The organism is Flavobacterium jumunjinense (assembly GCF_021650975.2).
GTDB lineage: Bacteria > Bacteroidota > Bacteroidia > Flavobacteriales > Flavobacteriaceae > Flavobacterium > Flavobacterium jumunjinense.
The window spans coordinates 257,908-276,243 of sequence record NZ_CP091285.1 but is presented as its reverse complement, the minus strand read 5'-3'; the positions used below and the strand labels follow the sequence as shown (position 1 = coordinate 276,243).

Sequence of the window (18,336 nt, the reverse complement as noted above, 5' to 3'; positions counted from 1 at the left end):
TTTAATAATCATATTTATCTTTCCATCGGTTTTTTAAGAAATTACGTAATTCTTTTTCTCTAGCGTTATCACCTGGTTCAAAGAATTTAGTATTAGTTACTTCTTCGGGTAGAAATTCTTGTGCTATAAAGTTATTAGAAAAATCATGTGAATATTTATATTCTTCACCATATCCCAATTCTCTCATTAACTTAGTAGGAGCATTACGTAAATGTAAAGGAACAGGTAAATCACCTGTTTGTTTTACTAATTGCTGCGCTTTGCCTATTGCTAAATAACTGGCATTACTTTTTGCAGAAGTTGCAAGATATACAGCACATTGGCTTAGTAGAATTCTGCTTTCTGGATAGCCAATTGTAGAAACTGCCTGAAACGTATTGTTTGCCATTATTAAAGCAGTCGGATTTGCATTTCCAATATCTTCGCTAGCGGAAATTAATAACCTTCGAGCAATGAATTTAACATCTTCGCCACCTTCTATCATTCGAGCTAACCAATAGACAGCACCATTTGGATCACTACCTCTTATTGATTTTATAAAAGCAGAAACTATATCATAATGTTGTTCACCAGTTTTATCGTAAAGAACAATGTTTTTTTGTACAAGGTGAGTAACAATATCATTTGTTATGTTGATTGTTTCTTCACTGGAAGCATTAATAATCAATTCAAATATGTTGAGTAATTTTCTACCATCTCCACCAGACAATCGTAGTAAAGCTTCTGTTTCTTTTAGTTGAATGTTTTTAGTTTTTAAAACTTCATCTTTTTTAATTGCTCTTTGTAAAAGAGCAATTAAATCATCTTTAGTGAAAGGATTTAAAACGTACACCTGACATCTTGACAATAATGCAGGTATTACCTCAAAACTTGGATTTTCAGTTGTTGCACCAATTAAAGTTACCCAGCCTTTTTCTACTGCTGCTAGTAAAGAATCTTGTTGTGATTTGCTAAATCGATGAATTTCATCAATAAATAGAATAGGGTTTTTTGCAGTAAATAATCCACCGCTTTGTTTTGCTTTTTCAATTACTTCTCGAATATCTTTAACACCTGAATGTATCGCGCTTAGTTGATAGAATGGTCGTTTACTTTCTTCTGCCATAATTTGGGCAAGTGTAGTCTTCCCTGTTCCAGGTGGTCCCCATAAAATTAAACTGGGTATTATTCCTTTTTTTATTTGATAGGTTAATGAGCCTTGTTCGCCAACAAGATGTAGTTGACTAATATAATCGTTTAAACTTTGAGGTCTTATTCTTTCTGCTAGAGGTGCTTCCATTTTGTAAAATTACATTTTTCTGACAAAAAAGCATAACAATTTTTTTGGTGTTATATTTGAAATAGATTATATGAATTAAGAGTTGAGTTTTATTTGAAAATATTCAGAGAGTATATAAGTCAGCTTTAAAAAAAAATAGAACAATTTACTTATGAGAAAAAATAATTTAAATAAATCTTTTGTTTTTACACCTTCAGTAGTATTGTTACCTTTGCTATTTGTTTTGTTTTTATGGTTAGTCTTCTGGGTAGAAAGTCGTTTTAATGTAAGTTTTTCTCATTATGGGATTTATCCAAGAGAATCATTTGGAGTAAAGGGTATATTCCTTAGTGCTTTTCTTCACGGAAGTTTTCAACACTTAATGAATAATTCTTTAGCTTTGTTAGTGTTGTTAGCGTTACTTAGATTCTTTTATAAGGAGCAAGCCTTTCTAGTATTGTTTTTTGGAATTGTTTTTTCTGGTCTTGGTACTTGGTTACTGGGGCGTCCAAGTTATCATATTGGTGCTAGTGGTTTAATATATGCTCTAGTGAGTTTTATTTTTTTTAAAGGTATTTTTACTAAATACTATAGGTTGTTGGCACTGTCCTTTTTAATTGTACTCCTGTATGGAGGTATGGTTTGGTATATGTTTCCAGATGTTGAAAAAGGTATATCTTGGGAAGGACATTTGAGTGGTTTCTTAACAGGTGTAGCAATGGCATTAGTAATGAAAACACCACAGTTTGCTAAAGAAATTGTCTACGATTGGGAAAAACCCGATTTTAATCCAGAAAATGACCCGTTTGTGAAAAATTTTGACGAAAATGGAAACTTTAGCCCACAGCCAAAACCAGAAGAGTTAATGAAAGAATATTTCACCTCTTCTTTAAAGGTCATTTATGAATTTATTGGATTAAAAAAATGATTATTTTGTTAAGCGTTGTCTAACAGTTTCATATAAAAAAGCACCACAAGCTACAGAGACGTTTAAAGATTCTATAGTTCCAAACATAGGAAGTTTTGCTTTGTGGTCTACGATTTTAAGAACTGAAGGATTAACACCTCTATCTTCACTACCCATTATTATTGCTATTGGTTTGGATAAATCAATGTCATAAATAGTGTTTTCTGTTTTTTCTGTAGCCGCCACAGTTTCAATACCACTTGATTGTAAGAAGTAAATTGCATCTTTAATATGTTCAACCTTACAAATTGGCACATTGAATACTGCTCCAGCACTTGTCTTTACTGTATCACCATTAACAGGAGCAGAACCTTGTTTTTGAACAATAATACCGTTAACTCCAGTACATTCTGCAGTTCTAATAATTGCACCAAAATTTCTAGCATCAGATAATTGATCTAAAATAAGAAATAATGGTATTTTGTTTGATTCTAATGTATTTGTTACTAATGTTTCAATATCATGAAATGATACAGGAGAAATTGTAGCTACAGCACCTTGATGATTTTTAGAAGTTAAACGATTTAATTTTTCAACTGGAACATATGAAAAATTGACGTTATTTTTCTTCATGCTTTTCATTAACTCATGCATGAGTTCGCCTTGGTTTTCTTTTTGAATGAAAACTTTGTCTATTTCTTTTCCTGCTTGGATTGCTTCAAGTATTGCTCTAATTCCAAAAATTTGATTCTCTTTTTCCATACTGCAAATGTATAAAAAAAACCACCTTGTTTGAGGTGGTTTTAAATATTTTAAAACTGAATATTTTATTTTTTAGTTTACATCCCAAAATATTTTTGTATCTAACTCGTCACCGCCTATTACGGCAACTGCTGCGTTATAATTACTTTTATTTAAAGTTTGTTCTCTTAATGGATAAGTGTATCTTGTAGGAACAGGAATGTTAGCTACGGCAGCAATATTCATTACCGGTGCGTCATATTTTCTGTATACAGACCATCCTTCAAAGCCTCTGTTATACATTGCTAACCAAAACTGAAAACCAACTTTTTGTCTCCAAGTACCAGCTGCTGTTGTGTAAGCTACAGATGGTTGTGCTAAGTATGTTGCGATGTCAGCCGTAGCAACCCCCCAGTCGTTCATTGATGCTGTTATTCCTGCGTTATAATGAGATTCTGTAGTACCTCCAACTGCGTATCCTCTTTCTGCAGCTTCAGCTAATAAAAATTCTAATTCAGCATAATCAAGAAGTACTCCTCTAAATGTTTGAGCTTTTAATTGAGTCCCTACATGTGAAAAAACTGGAAAATTATTAACTGCTCCATAAATCCCACCTGTATAAGTATTTGCGCCTAGATTTTCTTCAAAATAGATTGGTCTACGTGGGTCGGATATTGTATTCATGTAGTCTACTAGAGTATTTGCAGCAACAAAATCATTTCTTCCACTTTCTACAAGATCTGACCATACTGGATTAGCATTTGTTGAATTTGATTCATAAGCTAATGTTGCATTATCTGCATTAGAACTAAACATACCAGCTGTTACAGCTTCTTCAGCATTCGTTTGTGATATAGTTGTCATAGAAGCTACATCCGCTATACGCATTGCTAGTTTGAATTTTACGGAATTTGCAAATTTTAACCATTGAGTAATGTCTCCTCCGTAAATTTGATCTGAACCTGTAAAACCAGCATCTCCTGATATAGAAAAAGTACTTATGGCAGTGTTTATTCTTACGATTAAATCTTCGTAAATTGTCTTTGCGTCATCATACTCTGGTGTAGGTTCTAATGAACCTTGTAGTGCAGCACTGTATGGAATATTCCCATAAGTATCTACTAGTTGTTGCCAAGTATATACTTCTAAAACAGAAATCATTGCTATTTTATTAGGTGTACTTACCTTAGATTTTGCATCTTTCAAGTCATACAGTACATCGCGATACATTTCAGAATAATGATTGTCTGCAACTCTTCTGTTGTTTAAATCATAATTAGATTCGTCATTATAAGTGGTTTGTGTCCAATATTGTGAGAAAAGTCTAAATACATTTGTATTTATGTTTGGGCTTTCCATTTGGTCAAACAAACTCTTAATGGAAGCATTAAATAATGACTCTGCAGAAACTTGTGTTGGCTTATTAGGATCCCTATTTAAATCTTCGTATTTCTCATCTGATGCGCAACTTACAATTAGTACAGATGATAATAAAATTATATATTTTTTCATAGTATTTGGTATTAGAATTCTAATTTTAAACTTGCTCCAATTTCTCTTACAGATGGGTATGCTCCGGACTGGTAACCTTGAATGTTTCCAGAACTTAATCCAGATTCAGGATCAGAGTATGGAGTATTTTTGTGGATAATCCATAAGTTTCTTCCTATGATAGAAAGTGAAAGTTTTTGTAAAGAAAGGCTTTGTGTTAATTTGTCCGAGAAATTATAACCTATAGTAACTTCTCTTAATTTTACAAATGAAGCGTCATATACATGAGCTGCTTGAGGTGCTTTTGCCACTCCCCAAGGGCTTGTGTCTGCAAAAGAAGCATCAGCAACAACTGTATTTTGTGAGCCATCTGCTTGTACTCCGTCTAAAATTACTCCACCACCTGCTGAAACTGGATCTCTTAATGGATTGCCTAAATGATTGTTTCCGGCTGTGAAGTCGTATAGTCCAGAATAATAACCATACCAAGTATCAAGAGAAAAAACGTCTCCACCTTTTTGAATATCTATAAGGAAGCTCAAGCTTAAGTTCTTGTATTTTAAATTATTTTTAACTCCACCTGTCCAATCTGGGTTAATGTTTCCAATTACGTTATTACTAGATGAAGTTCTTTTGTAGTAGCCATCAGTTCCAATAATTGGTTGTCCATTTTCGTGATAAACATAATCTCTACCCCTGATAACTCCAAACGGTTCTCCTAAAGCAGCTCCTAGTGTCACACCTCCTTGAACGGAAGCTAGTTGAATGAATTCAATATCTTCTGCTAGACGTGTTACTTCACTTCTGTTTTGTGCATAATTTAATTTAATATCCCAAGAGAAATTTTCTGTTTTAACAGGTGTACCGTTTACCATTAGTTCAATACCTTTATTTTCCATGTCTGCACCGTTTAACCAAACGTTGGTTCCACCAGTAGCAGTTGATACATCAATTGGTGTAATTAAGTCTACAGTTTTTCTTTGATAATATGAAAAATCAAAACCGAATCTATTTTTGAATAATTGCATTTCTAGACCAAGTTCTATATCCTTAGTTTTTTCAGCTTTTAAATTCGGATTGTTAAAAAACGAAGGGTTAGTTGCGCTTGAAGCTCCACCAAATCCTGGAGTAATCTCATAAGTATTGAATATTTGATATGGATCTGTATCGTTACCTACTTGTGCATAGTTGGCTCTAAATTTACCAAATGATAACCAATCTTGTTTAATTAAGTTTGAGAAAACTATACTTGCAGAAACTGATGGGTAAAAGTAAGTATTGTTGTCTGATGGTAATGAAGAAGATCTATCTCTTCTTGCGGTAGCATCTAGGTAATATGTTCCTTTGTAACCTAAACCTACTTTTGCAAAAACTCCATCAACTTTTTTTGTGTAGTCAACTTTAGTGTAGTCGTCTGTAGTTAGAGGGTTTGCTGAGTTTGCTAATGTAAATAGACCTGGTGTAACTAGTCCTCCATTAGTGCTTGCTTCAATTGAGTTAAATTTATTTACTCTTAAGTTAAAACCTACTAATCCGTCAAGTGTTAGGTTTTCGTTTACATCATAGTTTAATGTTCCCATTAAATCATAGTTGAGTTCAGATGTTTTTCTTTGTGATGAGGTATAGTCAGATACACCGTTTGAACCTACATCTTTTCTCTCTTCTCTAAGTTCAGAATATGTATCATAACTGAATCTACCTAATATATTAAACCAACTTGTTACTTCTTGAGTTAGAGTAAAGTTACCTATGTATCTATCTCTGCTATCATTTTGATAGTTTTTGTATAAAGTCCAGTATGGATTGTCTGTGTATTGTGGTGCTCTATTTGTATTAGAAACAGGATTCCAAGTTATGTTTTGTCCAGTACTAAAAAACGCATCTCTTTGTTCGCTAATATCAACATTAGTTTGCCACCATTGACGGAAAGCTTGCATAAGATTACCGCCACTATAACCAGTTCCATTTCTACCTCTTCCGTTTGTGTTTACGTACGAGAAATCTACAGAAGCTTTTAGTTTATCGGTGAAATTTTGTGATGCAGAAAATGATAAATTATTTCTTTTTATTTCACTGTTAGGCATTACGCCTTCTTGGATTTTATTTGTAAATCCTAATCTAAAACTACCTGTATCTGTGCTCTTTCCAAATGAAACAGAGTTTGTGTAAGTAATTCCAGTTTTGAATATAGAATTTGGAGTGTTTTTAGCTGCAACCCATGGAGTAGCCTGTAAGTATCCAGGTAATTCTGGATATATAGAATTCCACTGGTAAACATTTAAGTTAGGATCGAAAGCTGTACCGTAAGAAGCATCAAGGTCAAATGGTACAGATAAATCATTTGTACCGTCTCCATTTATATCTATAGAATTATTCAATGTGTTATCTCCATCATAACCGGCCCCATATCGGTTTTGATATTTAGGTAATGTTTCCATGTCAACTGTTCCTGCTGTTACAGAACTTGTGAAAGAAACACCTATTCCTTTGCCTTTTCTTCCTTTTTTAGTAGTAATGATAATTGCTCCATTACTCGCTCTTGATCCATATAATGCAGTTGCTGCAGCTCCTTTTAATACATTTAATGATTCAATATCATCTGGATTAATGTCGGAAGCAGCGTTACCGTAGTCATAACCACCTCTACCAGTTCTTTGATCAGTGCTGTTGTTTGTGTTGTTGATTACGGGTGTGCCATCAATTACGATTAATGCTTGGTTATTTCCGCTAATTGAGTTGTAACCTCTAACTACAATGTTAGTTGATCCTCCCATTGTCCCTGAAGATTGAATGTCTAGACCTGCAACTTCACCAGAAAGAGCATCAGCGAAATTAGTTACAGGAGTGTCCGAAATGTCGTCTCCGCTAACTTCTTGAGTTGCATAACCTAGTGATTTTTTCTCTCTAGATATTCCAAGTGCAGTAACTACTACACCTTCAAGTTGCGCTACATCATCTTCCATTACAACCTTTAAGTTGCTTGAATTTACAACAACTTCTTGTTTTTTCATGCTGATGTAACTAAATATTAGCGTTGTACCTTGTTTTACGCTAATTGTGAATTTTCCATCAAAATCAGTTTCTGTACCATTTGCGCTTCCTTTTTCTTGGATTGCAACACTTGGTAAAGGTTGACCGTTTTGATCTGTAACTGTCCCCGAAACAGTTTTAACCTGAGCAAAAATAAATTGCCCTAATAACACTACTGCGAGTGTCAAAAGTCTGTTAAACTTAGATCTCATATTTATTAATTTGAATTAGTTAAGCCAAAATTGGAAAAAAAAATATAGTTATCCTAATAATATTTAATATTTTTTTAACATTTAACATAATTATTCTTAAAAGTTTGTTTTAAAACTTATATGTATAATAGAGTTGCTAAGTTTTATTGTTTGGTTCTTTGTAGATCCATTTGCGTACACTAAATTGAATACTCCATTATTTGTAAGTAAAGCTAAGCCACATCCGAAACTGAAGAGATTGTTTTTTGTTTTTATAGTGCTGTCTTCGAAATAGCCATAATCGATAATGCTATGGATGTATAAAGATTGGTTTAGGATATGTCTGTATTCTGTTATTATTGAGGTTAAAATATTTGCTTGAAGAGAGTTTTCTCTAAATCCTCTAATAGAATTAATCCCACCAAATCGATATAGCTCATTGCTTATGTAATTATTGCTGTTTAGGTAAAAGGTTTGTGTTTTTAAAAAAAGCTTGCTTTTAGTGTTTAATGTTATGTTTTGTTCTAGATTGAATTCGCAAAAAAATTGTTTAGTAGTTTTTTGTTTGTTCATTCGTTCTCCTAATCCGGTTTTAATTCTAATTTCTGTGTTGTTTTTTATTAAGAATGAGTTTTTGTTTGGTTTGGTGTATTCGTAGGATAGTGTGTAGAACTTGCTTTTGTAGCTTTCAATTGAGTTGTTTGAAGTGCTTTGTGTGTTGGTTGAGGTTGTGTTCTGTAGTCCGAATAATGTTTTTTTATTTACATTGAAATAATAGCCTATTTGCAGCTCTGATTGAGTGTTTTGAAAAATGCTGTCTTGTTTGAATATTCTTAAACTTGATTTTATCCCTATTGAGGTTTTGAAAATGTATGGAAATTCGGTTGAGAAATTAAAAGTTGTTTGTTTGTTTCCGTCATTTTTCCAATATAAATTTATTTTTTCTGCGGAATTAAAAGTGTTTTGTAAATTTAGGTCAAGATAGCCGTTAAGTGTTGGTTTGTTTTCTTTGTCGTTTGCAAAACCAATAAAGCCTTCAAATTTATTTGGTTTAGCTTTTTCTAAATAAGTGTAGATCTTTGTGCTGTCTTTGGTGAAAAGTATTTCTGGGTATTTGATTTGATTTGCAAAAGTTAATTCGTTTAATTCGTTGTTGAGAATTTCAATATTTTTTTTGTTGAGTTTTTGTTTTCTTAGTTTTCTAATGAGTGATTGTTTGATGTTTTTGGGGAAATTTAGATAGCCAAGCGTGATTATTTCATCAAACGATCTTTTTTTGTTAAGGTTGATTGTTAAGTCGGAATAAAGGATGTCTTTATTGTGTTTTTGATTTGATAATTTTAATTTCGCAAGTGGGTATCCTTTTTGTTCAAGTGTGTTGAGTATGTTTTTTGCCCAATCTTCAGTTTTGTTGAATTTGATTTTAAGGGTGTCTTGTGTGTGATTTATCAGTTCTTTATTTTTGCTAATATATATATAGGAGTAGTTTGTTTTTTTGCCTAATGTATATTCGAATAGAAACGTAGAGTCATTTGTTTTTGTTTGTCTTGTTGTTCTTTTTTCGAGATACCCTAGGTTGGTTAATGTAGAGTCAAATGATTTTATGGTTTTTAGTAGTGAGGATATGTTTTTGTGTTCTTTGCTGTAATTAATGCTGTCGATAATTTTGCTTTCGTATTTGGTTGAGCCTTTTATTTGTAAATAGAAAATTTGACCGTTGCAAAGTAGTGAAAGTAATAATGAGAATAAAATATAGATTCTTTTCATGGTTGTAAAGTAACGTAAAAAAATAAAATATATTTTATTTAAAAAAAGGATTAGATGTTGTTTTTTGGTTCTTTATTAGTTTTTTTTTCTTTTTTATGGGTAAAATAGGCTGTAAATAAATAAATTAGATTTGTTTTGTAATAAATAATAACTACATTTGCACGCCCTAAGGGTTTTAGGGAGTTAAATTTATTAGTAATAATTATAAACAATTATGCCAACAATTCAACAATTAGTAAGAACTGGAAGAACCAAAATAACTAAGAAGAGTAAATCGGCTGCTTTAGATTCTTGTCCTCAAAGAAGAGGGGTTTGTACGCGTGTTTATACCACAACACCAAAAAAACCAAACTCGGCAATGCGTAAAGTTGCCCGTGTACGTTTGACAAATGGTAATGAGGTAAATGCTTACATTCCTGGAGAAGGACACAATTTGCAAGAGCACTCGATAGTATTAGTTAGAGGTGGAAGAGTAAAAGATTTACCGGGTGTGCGTTATCACATTGTTCGTGGAGCATTAGATACTGCTGGAGTAGCAGGAAGAACACAACGTAGATCCAAGTATGGTGCTAAACGTCCAAAACCAGGACAAGCAGTAGCAGCAGGAAAGAAAAAGTAATTTAAAAATCTTTTAAAGAAAAGACATGAGAAAAAGAGCGGCCAAAAAAAGACCACTTTTACCAGATCCAAAATTTAACGATCAGTTAGTAACACGTTTTGTGAATAACTTAATGTGGGATGGTAAAAAATCAACAGCTTTTAAAGTTTTTTATGATGCATTAGATATCGTAGAAGCTAAAAAGCAAGATGCAGAGAAGTCTGCACTAGAAATTTGGAAAGATGCATTAACAAATGTTATGCCTCACGTAGAAGTACGTTCACGTAGAGTGGGTGGAGCTACATTTCAAATTCCAATGCAAATTCGTCCAGATAGAAAAATTTCATATTCTATGAAATGGATGATTCTTTATGCAAGAAGAAGAAATGAAAAATCGATGGCTAATAAGTTAGCTTCTGAAGTTTTAGCAGCTGCTAAAGAAGAAGGTGCTGCTGTTAAGAAAAGAATGGATACTCATAAAATGGCAGAAGCTAATAAAGCATTCTCTCACTTTAGATTTTAATTCATAAAAAATAAGAAATGGCTAGAGATTTAAAATATACTAGAAATATTGGAATTGCTGCTCATATTGATGCTGGTAAAACAACAACAACTGAGCGTGTTCTTTTTTATACTGGGAAATCACATAAAATCGGTGAGGTACATGATGGTGCTGCGACGATGGATTGGATGGCTCAAGAGCAAGAAAGAGGTATTACAATTACTTCTGCTGCTACAACTTGTGAGTGGAATTTTCCAACGAAACAAGGGGCGATTTTACCTGAATCAATTCCTTATCACTTTAATATTATTGACACTCCAGGTCACGTTGATTTTACCGTAGAGGTAAATCGTTCGTTACGTGTATTGGATGGTTTGGTTTTCTTGTTTAGTGCTGTTGATGGTGTTGAGCCTCAATCAGAGACTAACTGGAGACTAGCTGATCAATATAGGGTTCCAAGAATGGGGTTTGTTAATAAGATGGATCGTCAAGGTTCAAACTTTTTAATGGTTTGTCAGCAAGTGAAAGATATGTTGAAATCAAATGCAGTTGCAATTACTTTGCCAATTGGTGAAGAAAATGATTTCAGAGGTATAGTTGATTTAGTGAAGAATCAGGCTATTGTATGGCATGATGAAACGCAAGGTGCTACTTTTGATATTGTTGATATTCCAGCTGATATGGTTGATGAAGTAAAAGAATATCGTTCAATTCTTATCGAAGAAATCGCTACATATGACGAGAATCTTTTAGATAAGTACATGGAAGATGAGAATTCAATTACTGAGGATGAAATAAATGCAGCTTTACGTGCAGCTACTATTGATATGGCTATTATTCCTATGATTGCAGGTTCTGCATTCAAAAATAAAGGAGTTCAGTTCATGTTGGATGCTGTTTGTAAGTATTTACCTTCTCCAATGGATAAAGAGGGTATTGAAGGTATTCATCCTGATGATGTTGATTTGTTAGAAGAAGATCAAAAGAAAATATTACGTCGTCCTGATCCAAAAGAGCCATTCGCTGCTTTGGCATTTAAGATTGCTACAGATCCTTATGTTGGTCGTTTAGCTTTCTTCCGTGCATATTCAGGTCGTTTAGATGCTGGTTCGTATATATTGAATACGCGTTCTGGAAATAAAGAAAGAATTTCTCGTATCTACCAAATGCATGCAAATAAACAGAATCCAATCGATTATATCGAAGCTGGAGATATTGGAGCGGCAGTTGGATTTAAGGATATTAAGACTGGGGATACAATGTGTGATGAAAAACACCCAATTATTCTTGAGTCAATGAAATTCCCTGATCCGGTAATTGGTATCGCAATTGAGCCTAAAACTAAAGCTGATGTTGATAAAATGGGTATGGCTTTGGCTAAACTAGCTGAAGAAGATCCTACGTTTACGGTTAGAACTGATGAGGCTTCGGGTCAAACTATTATTTCAGGAATGGGTGAGTTACACTTGGATATTCTTGTGGATAGAATGAGACGTGAGTTTAAAGTTGAAGTGAATCAAGGTGAACCTCAAGTTGAGTATAAAGAAGCGTTTACGAAATCTGCTACACATAGAGAGGTTTATAAGAAGCAATCTGGAGGTCGTGGTAAATTCGGTGATATCGTATTTACATTAGAGCCTGCTGAAGATGTGGATGGTAAGCCAGCTGTTGGATTACAGTTTGTTAATGCAGTAAAAGGTGGTAATGTTCCTAAAGAATATATACCATCTGTTGAAAAAGGTTTCCGTGAAGCTATGAAAGCTGGTCCGTTGGCAGGTTATGCTGTGGATAGTTTGAAGGTAACTTTAACAGACGGATCTTTCCATCCAGTGGATTCTGATGCTCTTTCTTTTGAGTTAGCAGCTAAGCTAGGGTATAAAGAAGTTGCTAAAGCAGCTGGAGCTGTAGTTCTTGAGCCAATCATGAAAATTGAGGTTATTACACCAGAAGAAAATATGGGTGATATCGTTGGTGATTTGAATCGTCGTAGAGGACAAGTTAATGATATGGGTGATAGATCAGGTGCAAAAACTATTAAAGCAGATGTGCCTTTATCTGAAATGTTTGGATATGTAACTACTTTGAGAACTTTATCTTCGGGTAGAGCAACTTCAACAATGGAGTTTTCTCACTATGCGGAAACACCATCTAATATTTCGGAAGAAGTAATTAAAAAAGCTAAAGGTAACGCTTAATCTTAAGAAAATGAGTCAAAAAATTAGAATAAAACTTAAATCATACGATCATAATTTGGTAGATAAATCTGCTGAAAAAATCGTTAAGACTGTAAAAAGTACAGGTGCTGTGGTAACAGGTCCAATTCCTTTGCCAACAAACAAAAAGATTTTTACTGTATTGCGTTCTCCGCACGTAAATAAAAAATCAAGAGAGCAATTCGAACTAAGTTCTTACAAGAGATTGTTAGATATCTATAGTTCATCATCTAAAACAATTGATGCTTTGATGAAGTTAGAATTGCCTAGTGGTGTTGAAGTAGAGATTAAAGTTTAGTTACTTGTACTGCTTAGCAGTATAAAATAATAAAAGCCGTTAGTAGTTTACTACAACGGTTTTTTTATAATATTACATTAGTTAATTGTTATGTGTTTTTCTTATTGAAAATCACGTAATTAATTATTTTTGTGATATTGAAAAAATAATTATATATTTGCACCCTCAAAACGAGGAAGTGTGTCTATGTATGCATTTTTAATAAAAAAGAGTTTAATTAATTAATTAGTTTTTATATGTCTGGGTTAATCGGAAGAAAAATTGGCATGACTAGCATCTTTGATGAGAACGGGAAAAATATTCCTTGTACTGTAATCGAAGCTGGTCCATGCGTTGTTACCCAAGTCAGAACCGATGAGGTTGACGGGTATAGTGCTCTTCAGCTTGGTTTCGATGACAAAACTGAAAAGCATACTATTAAAGCTGAAGAAGGTCACTTCAAAAAAGCGGGTAGTGTAGCTAAAAGGAAAGTTATTGAGTTCAAGTATTTTGAAGAAGAACACAAATTAGGTGAAGTTCTTACAGTAGATTTATTTATTGAAGGAGAATTTGTAGATGTGCAAGGTGTGTCTAAAGGTAAAGGTTTTCAAGGAGTTGTTAAACGTCACGGATTTGGTGGTGTTGGACAAGCGACTCATGGTCAACATAATCGTTTAAGAGCGCCAGGTTCTGTTGGAGCATCGTCTTATCCTTCTAGAGTATTCAAAGGAATGCGTATGGCAGGAAGAATGGGTGGAGAGAATGTTACAGTTCAAAACCTTAAAGTTTTAAAAGTTGTTGCTGATAAAAATCTTTTAGTAGTTAAAGGGTGTATTCCAGGACATAAAAACTCTTATGTAATCATTCAGAAGTAATGGAAGTAAAAGTATTAGATTTCAACGGAAAAGATACTGGAAGAAAAGTGCAACTTTCTGATTCAGTATTCGCAATTGAGCCAAATAATCACGCAGTATATCTTGATGTTAAGCAGTATTTAGCAAATCAAAGACAAGGTACTCATAAAGCTAAGGAAAGAGCTGAAGTAGCTGGTAGTACGCGTAAGATTAAAAAACAAAAAGGAACTGGTACTGCTCGTGCAGGTAGTGCAAAGAACCCATTGTTTAAAGGTGGAGGAACAGTTTTCGGTCCAAGACCAAGAAGTTATTCATTTAAATTGAATAAAAACTTGAAAAGATTAGCTAGAAAATCTGCTTTATCGTTAAAGGTAAAAGAGTCTAGTTTAATCGTCTTAGAAGACTTTACATTCGAAGCTCCAAACACTAAAAATTTCATTAATGTATTGAAAGCTTTAGGTTTAGATAATAAAAAATCTTTGTTTGTGTTGGGAGATGCGAATAAAAATGTATATTTGTCGTCACGTAATTTAAAAGCTGCTAAGGTTGTAACTTCTTCAGAGATAAGTACTTACGCGGTTTTAAACGCAAGTAGCTTAGTTGTTTTAGAAGGCGCTTTAGCTGGTATTGAAGAAAATTTAAGTAAATAATTAAGGTTATGAGTATCATTATTAAGCCTATTATAACTGAAAAAATAACTAAAGATGGTGAGGTTTTTAACCGTTTTGGTTTTGTAGTAGAAAAAAACGCAAATAAAATTCAAATCAAAAATGCAGTGGAAGCTGTTTATGGTGTGAGTGTTGTTAGTGTTAATACTATGAACTATAGAGCGGATAGAAGTGTTAAGTACACCAAAAGTGGTTTAATCAGTGGGAAAACAAATGCATATAAAAAAGCAATTGTTCAAGTTCAAGAAGGAGAAACTATAGATTTCTATAATAATATCTAATAAAATGTCAGTTAGAAAATTAAAACCTATTACCCCAGGTCAGCGTTTTAGAGTTGTTAATAGCTTTGACACTATTACAACTGATAAGCCGGAGCGTTCTTTGATCGCACCGAAAAAAAACTCTGGAGGTAGAAATAGTCAAGGAAAGATGACCATGCGTTATATCGGTGGTGGTCACAAACAAAAATATCGTATTATCGATTTTAAAAGAACTAAAGAAGGTGTTCCTGCTTTGGTTAAAACAATTGAGTACGATCCAAATCGTTCAGCTTTTATTTCGTTATTAGCTTATGCTGATGGTGCTAAAACTTATGTTATTGCGCAAAACGGTTTACAAGTTGGGCAAACTGTAGTTTCAGGTCCAGATGCTTCTCCAGAAATTGGAAATGCATTACCTTTAAGTAAAATTCCTCTAGGTACAGTTATTTCTTGTATCGAATTAAGACCAGGTCAAGGAGCAGTTATCGCTCGTTCTGCTGGAACTTTTGCTCAATTAATGGCAAGAGACGGTAAATATGCGACTATTAAAATGCCGTCTGGTGAAACAAGATTGATTTTGTTGACTTGTTCTGCAACAATAGGTGCAGTGTCAAATTCAGATCATCAATTAGTAGTATCAGGTAAAGCTGGTAGATCTAGATGGTTAGGTAGAAGACCGAGAACAAGACCAGTAGCAATGAATCCAGTTGATCATCCAATGGGTGGTGGTGAAGGACGTTCTTCAGGAGGTCATCCACGTTCAAGAAAAGGATTGCCAGCTAAAGGTTATAGAACTCGTTCTAAGGTTAACCCGAGTAATAAGTATATTGTAGAACGTAGAAAGAAATAATTAGATAGACATGGCACGTTCATTAAAAAAAGGACCTTATGTTCACTATAAATTAGAGAAAAAAGTTCAAGAAAATATTGAGAAAGATACTAAAGCTGTTATCAAAACTTGGTCAAGAGCTTCAATGATTACTCCAGATTTTGTTGGGCAAACTATTGCTGTACATAATGGTCGTCAATTTGTACCTGTTTACGTTACTGAAAACATGGTAGGTCATAAATTAGGAGAATTTTCTCCAACTAGATCTTTTAGAGGTCATGCTGGTGCAAAAAATAAAGGAAAAAAATAATAAGAAGCTATGGGAGTTCGTAAAAGAGAAAGAGCAGAGCAGATTAAAGAAGCTAAGGCACAAGTTGCATTTGCTAAATTAAATAACTGCCCTACTTCACCTAGAAAAATGCGCATTGTAGCAGATTTAGTAAGAGGTCAGAAAGTAGAATTAGCTCTTAATATATTAAGATTTAATAGTAAAGAAGCTTCAAGAAAATTAGAGAAACTTTTGTTATCTGCGATAAATAATTATCAACAGAAAAATACAGAAGCTAACTTAGAAGAAGCAGGCTTATTTGTAAAAGAGATTAGAGTTGATGGTGGTGCGATGTTGAAAAGACTTCGTCCAGCTCCTCAAGGTCGTGCACATAGAATAAGAAAGCGTTCTAATCACGTGACTATCGTGTTAGGATCAAATAATAACACACAAAGTAATTAATAAACAGTATGGGACAAAAGACAAATCCAATTGGAAATAGACTTGGTATCATCAGAGGATGGGACTCAAACTGGTATGGAGGAAATGATTATGGTGATAAAATCGCTGAAGATTTTAAAATCAGAAAATATATCCATGCGCGTTTATCAAAAGCTAGTGTATCAAAAGTAATTATCGAAAGAACTTTAAAACTTGTAACCGTTACTATCACTACTGCAAGACCTGGTATTATTATCGGGAAAGGTGGTCAAGAGGTAGACAAGTTGAAAGAAGAACTTAAGAAAATTACTGATAAAGAAATTCAAATCAATATCTTTGAAATTAAAAGACCTGAGTTGGATGCTTATTTAGTTGCTAATAGTATAGCTCGTCAAATTGAAAGTAGAATTTCATATAGAAGAGCAATTAAAATGGCTATAGCTGCTGCAATGAGAATGAATGCTGAGGGAATTAAAGTTTTAATTTCTGGTCGTTTGAATGGTGCTGAAATGGCACGTTCAGAAGGTTTTAAAGATGGAAGAATTCCTTTATCAACTTTCAGAGCTGATATTGATTATGCATTAGCTGAAGCTCATACTACTTATGGTAGAATGGGAATCAAAGTATGGATAATGAAAGGTGAAGTTTACGGGAAAAGAGATCTTTCTCCGTTAGTTGGTATGGATAAACAAAAATCCAAATCTTCAGGATCGTCTGGAAAAGGTAAGCCAAACAGAAGCAAAAGAAAGTAATTTTTTAAATTAAAGAAAAATGTTACAGCCTAAAAGAACAAAATACCGTAAGGTACAGAAAGGTAGAATGAAAGGGGTTTCTCAAAGAGGTCATGAACTTTCTAATGGAATGTTCGGAATTAAATCTTTGGATTCAACTTTTATTACTTCTCGTCAGATAGAAGCAGCTCGTATTGCTGCTACTCGTTTCATGAAAAGGGAGGGTCAATTATGGATTAAGATATTTCCAGATAAGCCTATCACTAAGAAACCATTAGAAGTACGTATGGGTAAAGGTAAAGGTGCAGTTGAGTATTGGGCTGCAGTTGTGAAACCTGGAAGAATCATGTTTGAAGTTGGAGGAGTTCCTCTATCTGTTGCTAAAGAAGCTTTGCGTCTTGCAGCACAAAAACTTCCAGTTAAAACTAAGTTTGTTGTTGCTAGAGATTTCGAAGCATAATCAAAATATATTATGAAACAATCAGAAATAAAAAATCTATCTGCAGCTGAGTTACAAGAGAAACTTAGTGAGTTAAAGAGAACGTATGCTGAATTAAAAACAGCTCATACTATTTCTCCAATTGAAAATCCTCTTCAAATAAAAACTATTAGAAGAGCTGTTGCTAGAGTTGCAACAGAGATAACTAAAAGAGAGTTACAATAATTGTATTCTGCTGAAAGATGGAAAAAAGAAATTTAAGAAAAGAGAGAGTTGGTGTTGTTACTAGCAATAAAATGGAGAAATCTATTGTTGTTTCTGAAACAAGAAGAGTAAAGCACCCTTTATACGGTAAGTTCGTGTTAAAAACAAAGAAATATGTTGCGCACGACGAAACAAATGACTGTAATATTGGAGATACAGTAAAGATCATGGAAACAAGACCTTTAAGTAAATCTAAATGTTGGAGATTAGTTGAAATCATTGAAAGAGCGAAATAATTATGGTACAACAAGAATCAAGATTAAAAGTAGCAGATAACACAGGAGCAAAAGAAGTTTTGACTATCCGTGTTTTAGGAGGAACGAAACGTCGTTATGCCTCTGTAGGAGATAAAATTGTAGTTTCTATTAAAGATGCAACACCAAACGGAAACGTTAAAAAAGGTGCTGTTTCAACTGCAGTTGTTGTACGTACTAAAAAAGAAGTGAGAAGAGCTGATGGATCTTATATTCGTTTTGACGATAACGCATGTGTGTTGTTGAACGCTGCAGGAGAAATGAGAGGGACTCGTGTTTTTGGTCCGGTTGCCAGAGAACTTCGTGAAAAACAATTCATGAAAATTGTATCATTAGCACCAGAGGTGCTTTAA

The 18,336-nt window shown here is 33.7% G+C and carries 21 protein-coding genes; 16 read left to right on the top strand and 5 right to left on the bottom strand.

Features of this window, described 5'->3' with window-relative positions:
• Position 1: 1 nt before the first annotated feature.
• Complete coding sequence (locus L2Z92_RS01350) at positions 2–1,279, bottom strand: replication-associated recombination protein A (protein ID WP_236457059.1); 1,278 nt, start codon at positions 1,277–1,279, stop codon at positions 2–4.
• 151 nt (positions 1,280–1,430) lie between these two features.
• Here L2Z92_RS01350 and L2Z92_RS01345 point away from each other — a divergent pair, with 151 nt between their 5' ends.
• The gene (locus L2Z92_RS01345; protein WP_236457058.1) at positions 1,431–2,186 is read left to right on the top strand and encodes a rhomboid family intramembrane serine protease; all 756 of its coding nucleotides are present in this window, start codon (positions 1,431–1,433) and stop codon (positions 2,184–2,186) included.
• Here L2Z92_RS01345 and rlmB read toward each other — a convergent pair whose 3' ends face one another.
• The 4 genes from rlmB to L2Z92_RS01325 all read right to left on the bottom strand — a co-directional run bounded on the left by rlmB (position 2,187) and on the right by L2Z92_RS01325 (position 9,385).
• Positions 2,187–2,927, bottom strand: coding sequence for a 23S rRNA (guanosine(2251)-2'-O)-methyltransferase RlmB (rlmB, locus tag L2Z92_RS01340; RefSeq protein WP_236457057.1), 741 nt, complete (start codon positions 2,925–2,927; stop codon positions 2,187–2,189).
• Positions 2,928–2,999: 72 nt separating this feature from the next.
• The gene (locus L2Z92_RS01335) at positions 3,000–4,418 is read right to left on the bottom strand and encodes a SusD/RagB family nutrient-binding outer membrane lipoprotein (RefSeq protein ID WP_236457056.1); all 1,419 of its coding nucleotides are present in this window, start codon (positions 4,416–4,418) and stop codon (positions 3,000–3,002) included.
• An 11-nt stretch (positions 4,419–4,429) separates the two neighbouring features.
• Positions 4,430–7,639: a SusC/RagA family TonB-linked outer membrane protein gene (locus L2Z92_RS01330; RefSeq protein ID WP_236457055.1), complete on the bottom strand. Its 3,210-nt coding sequence runs from the start codon at positions 7,637–7,639 to the stop codon at positions 4,430–4,432.
• A 96-nt stretch (positions 7,640–7,735) separates the two neighbouring features.
• Positions 7,736–9,385, bottom strand: a complete 1,650-nt coding sequence (locus L2Z92_RS01325; protein ID WP_236457054.1) for a BamA/TamA family outer membrane protein — start codon at positions 9,383–9,385, stop codon at positions 7,736–7,738.
• A gap of 214 nt (positions 9,386–9,599) precedes the next feature.
• On the opposite strand from L2Z92_RS01325, the gene rpsL reads away from it, so the two are divergent.
• From rpsL to rplN, 15 genes are all read left to right on the top strand, one after another.
• Entirely contained in the window at positions 9,600–10,004 is a 405-nt protein-coding gene (rpsL, locus tag L2Z92_RS01320; RefSeq protein WP_236457053.1) for a 30S ribosomal protein S12, read from the top strand.
• 25 nt (positions 10,005–10,029) lie between these two features.
• On the top strand, positions 10,030–10,506 hold the full coding sequence (gene rpsG / locus L2Z92_RS01315) for a 30S ribosomal protein S7 (RefSeq protein ID WP_236457052.1): 477 nt from the start codon (positions 10,030–10,032) through the stop codon (positions 10,504–10,506).
• 17 nt (positions 10,507–10,523) lie between these two features.
• On the top strand, positions 10,524–12,680 hold the full coding sequence (gene fusA, locus L2Z92_RS01310; RefSeq protein ID WP_236457051.1) for an elongation factor G: 2,157 nt from the start codon (positions 10,524–10,526) through the stop codon (positions 12,678–12,680).
• A 10-nt stretch (positions 12,681–12,690) separates the two neighbouring features.
• Positions 12,691–12,996, top strand: a complete 306-nt coding sequence (gene rpsJ, locus L2Z92_RS01305) for a 30S ribosomal protein S10 (RefSeq protein ID WP_045968439.1) — start codon at positions 12,691–12,693, stop codon at positions 12,994–12,996.
• A gap of 236 nt (positions 12,997–13,232) precedes the next feature.
• Entirely contained in the window at positions 13,233–13,850 is a 618-nt protein-coding gene (gene rplC, locus L2Z92_RS01300) for a 50S ribosomal protein L3 (protein WP_236457050.1), read from the top strand.
• Positions 13,850–14,479: a 50S ribosomal protein L4 gene (gene rplD, locus L2Z92_RS01295; RefSeq protein ID WP_236457049.1), complete on the top strand. Its 630-nt coding sequence runs from the start codon at positions 13,850–13,852 to the stop codon at positions 14,477–14,479. Before rplC ends, rplD begins: the two co-directional genes overlap by 1 nt.
• 8 nt (positions 14,480–14,487) lie before the next feature.
• Positions 14,488–14,778, top strand: coding sequence for a 50S ribosomal protein L23 (gene rplW / locus L2Z92_RS01290; RefSeq protein ID WP_236457048.1), 291 nt, complete (start codon positions 14,488–14,490; stop codon positions 14,776–14,778).
• A gap of 4 nt (positions 14,779–14,782) precedes the next feature.
• On the top strand, positions 14,783–15,607 hold the full coding sequence (gene rplB, locus L2Z92_RS01285; RefSeq protein ID WP_236457047.1) for a 50S ribosomal protein L2: 825 nt from the start codon (positions 14,783–14,785) through the stop codon (positions 15,605–15,607).
• Between the two features lie 10 nt (positions 15,608–15,617).
• On the top strand, positions 15,618–15,896 hold the full coding sequence (gene rpsS / locus L2Z92_RS01280; protein WP_236457046.1) for a 30S ribosomal protein S19: 279 nt from the start codon (positions 15,618–15,620) through the stop codon (positions 15,894–15,896).
• Positions 15,897–15,905: 9 nt separating this feature from the next.
• On the top strand, positions 15,906–16,316 hold the full coding sequence (gene rplV, locus L2Z92_RS01275; RefSeq protein ID WP_236457045.1) for a 50S ribosomal protein L22: 411 nt from the start codon (positions 15,906–15,908) through the stop codon (positions 16,314–16,316).
• Between the two features lie 8 nt (positions 16,317–16,324).
• Positions 16,325–17,047, top strand: coding sequence for a 30S ribosomal protein S3 (gene rpsC, locus L2Z92_RS01270; protein ID WP_236457044.1), 723 nt, complete (start codon positions 16,325–16,327; stop codon positions 17,045–17,047).
• Positions 17,048–17,066: 19 nt separating this feature from the next.
• Positions 17,067–17,486: a 50S ribosomal protein L16 gene (gene rplP / locus L2Z92_RS01265; protein WP_236457043.1), complete on the top strand. Its 420-nt coding sequence runs from the start codon at positions 17,067–17,069 to the stop codon at positions 17,484–17,486.
• Between the two features lie 12 nt (positions 17,487–17,498).
• Complete coding sequence (gene rpmC / locus L2Z92_RS01260) at positions 17,499–17,690, top strand: 50S ribosomal protein L29 (protein ID WP_236457042.1); 192 nt, start codon at positions 17,499–17,501, stop codon at positions 17,688–17,690.
• A 17-nt stretch (positions 17,691–17,707) separates the two neighbouring features.
• Positions 17,708–17,965 (top strand): 30S ribosomal protein S17, encoded by a 258-nt coding sequence (gene rpsQ / locus L2Z92_RS01255; RefSeq protein WP_045968420.1) that lies wholly within the window; start codon positions 17,708–17,710, stop codon positions 17,963–17,965.
• Positions 17,966–17,967: 2 nt separating this feature from the next.
• Positions 17,968–18,336: a 50S ribosomal protein L14 gene (gene rplN, locus L2Z92_RS01250; RefSeq protein WP_007803649.1), complete on the top strand. Its 369-nt coding sequence runs from the start codon at positions 17,968–17,970 to the stop codon at positions 18,334–18,336.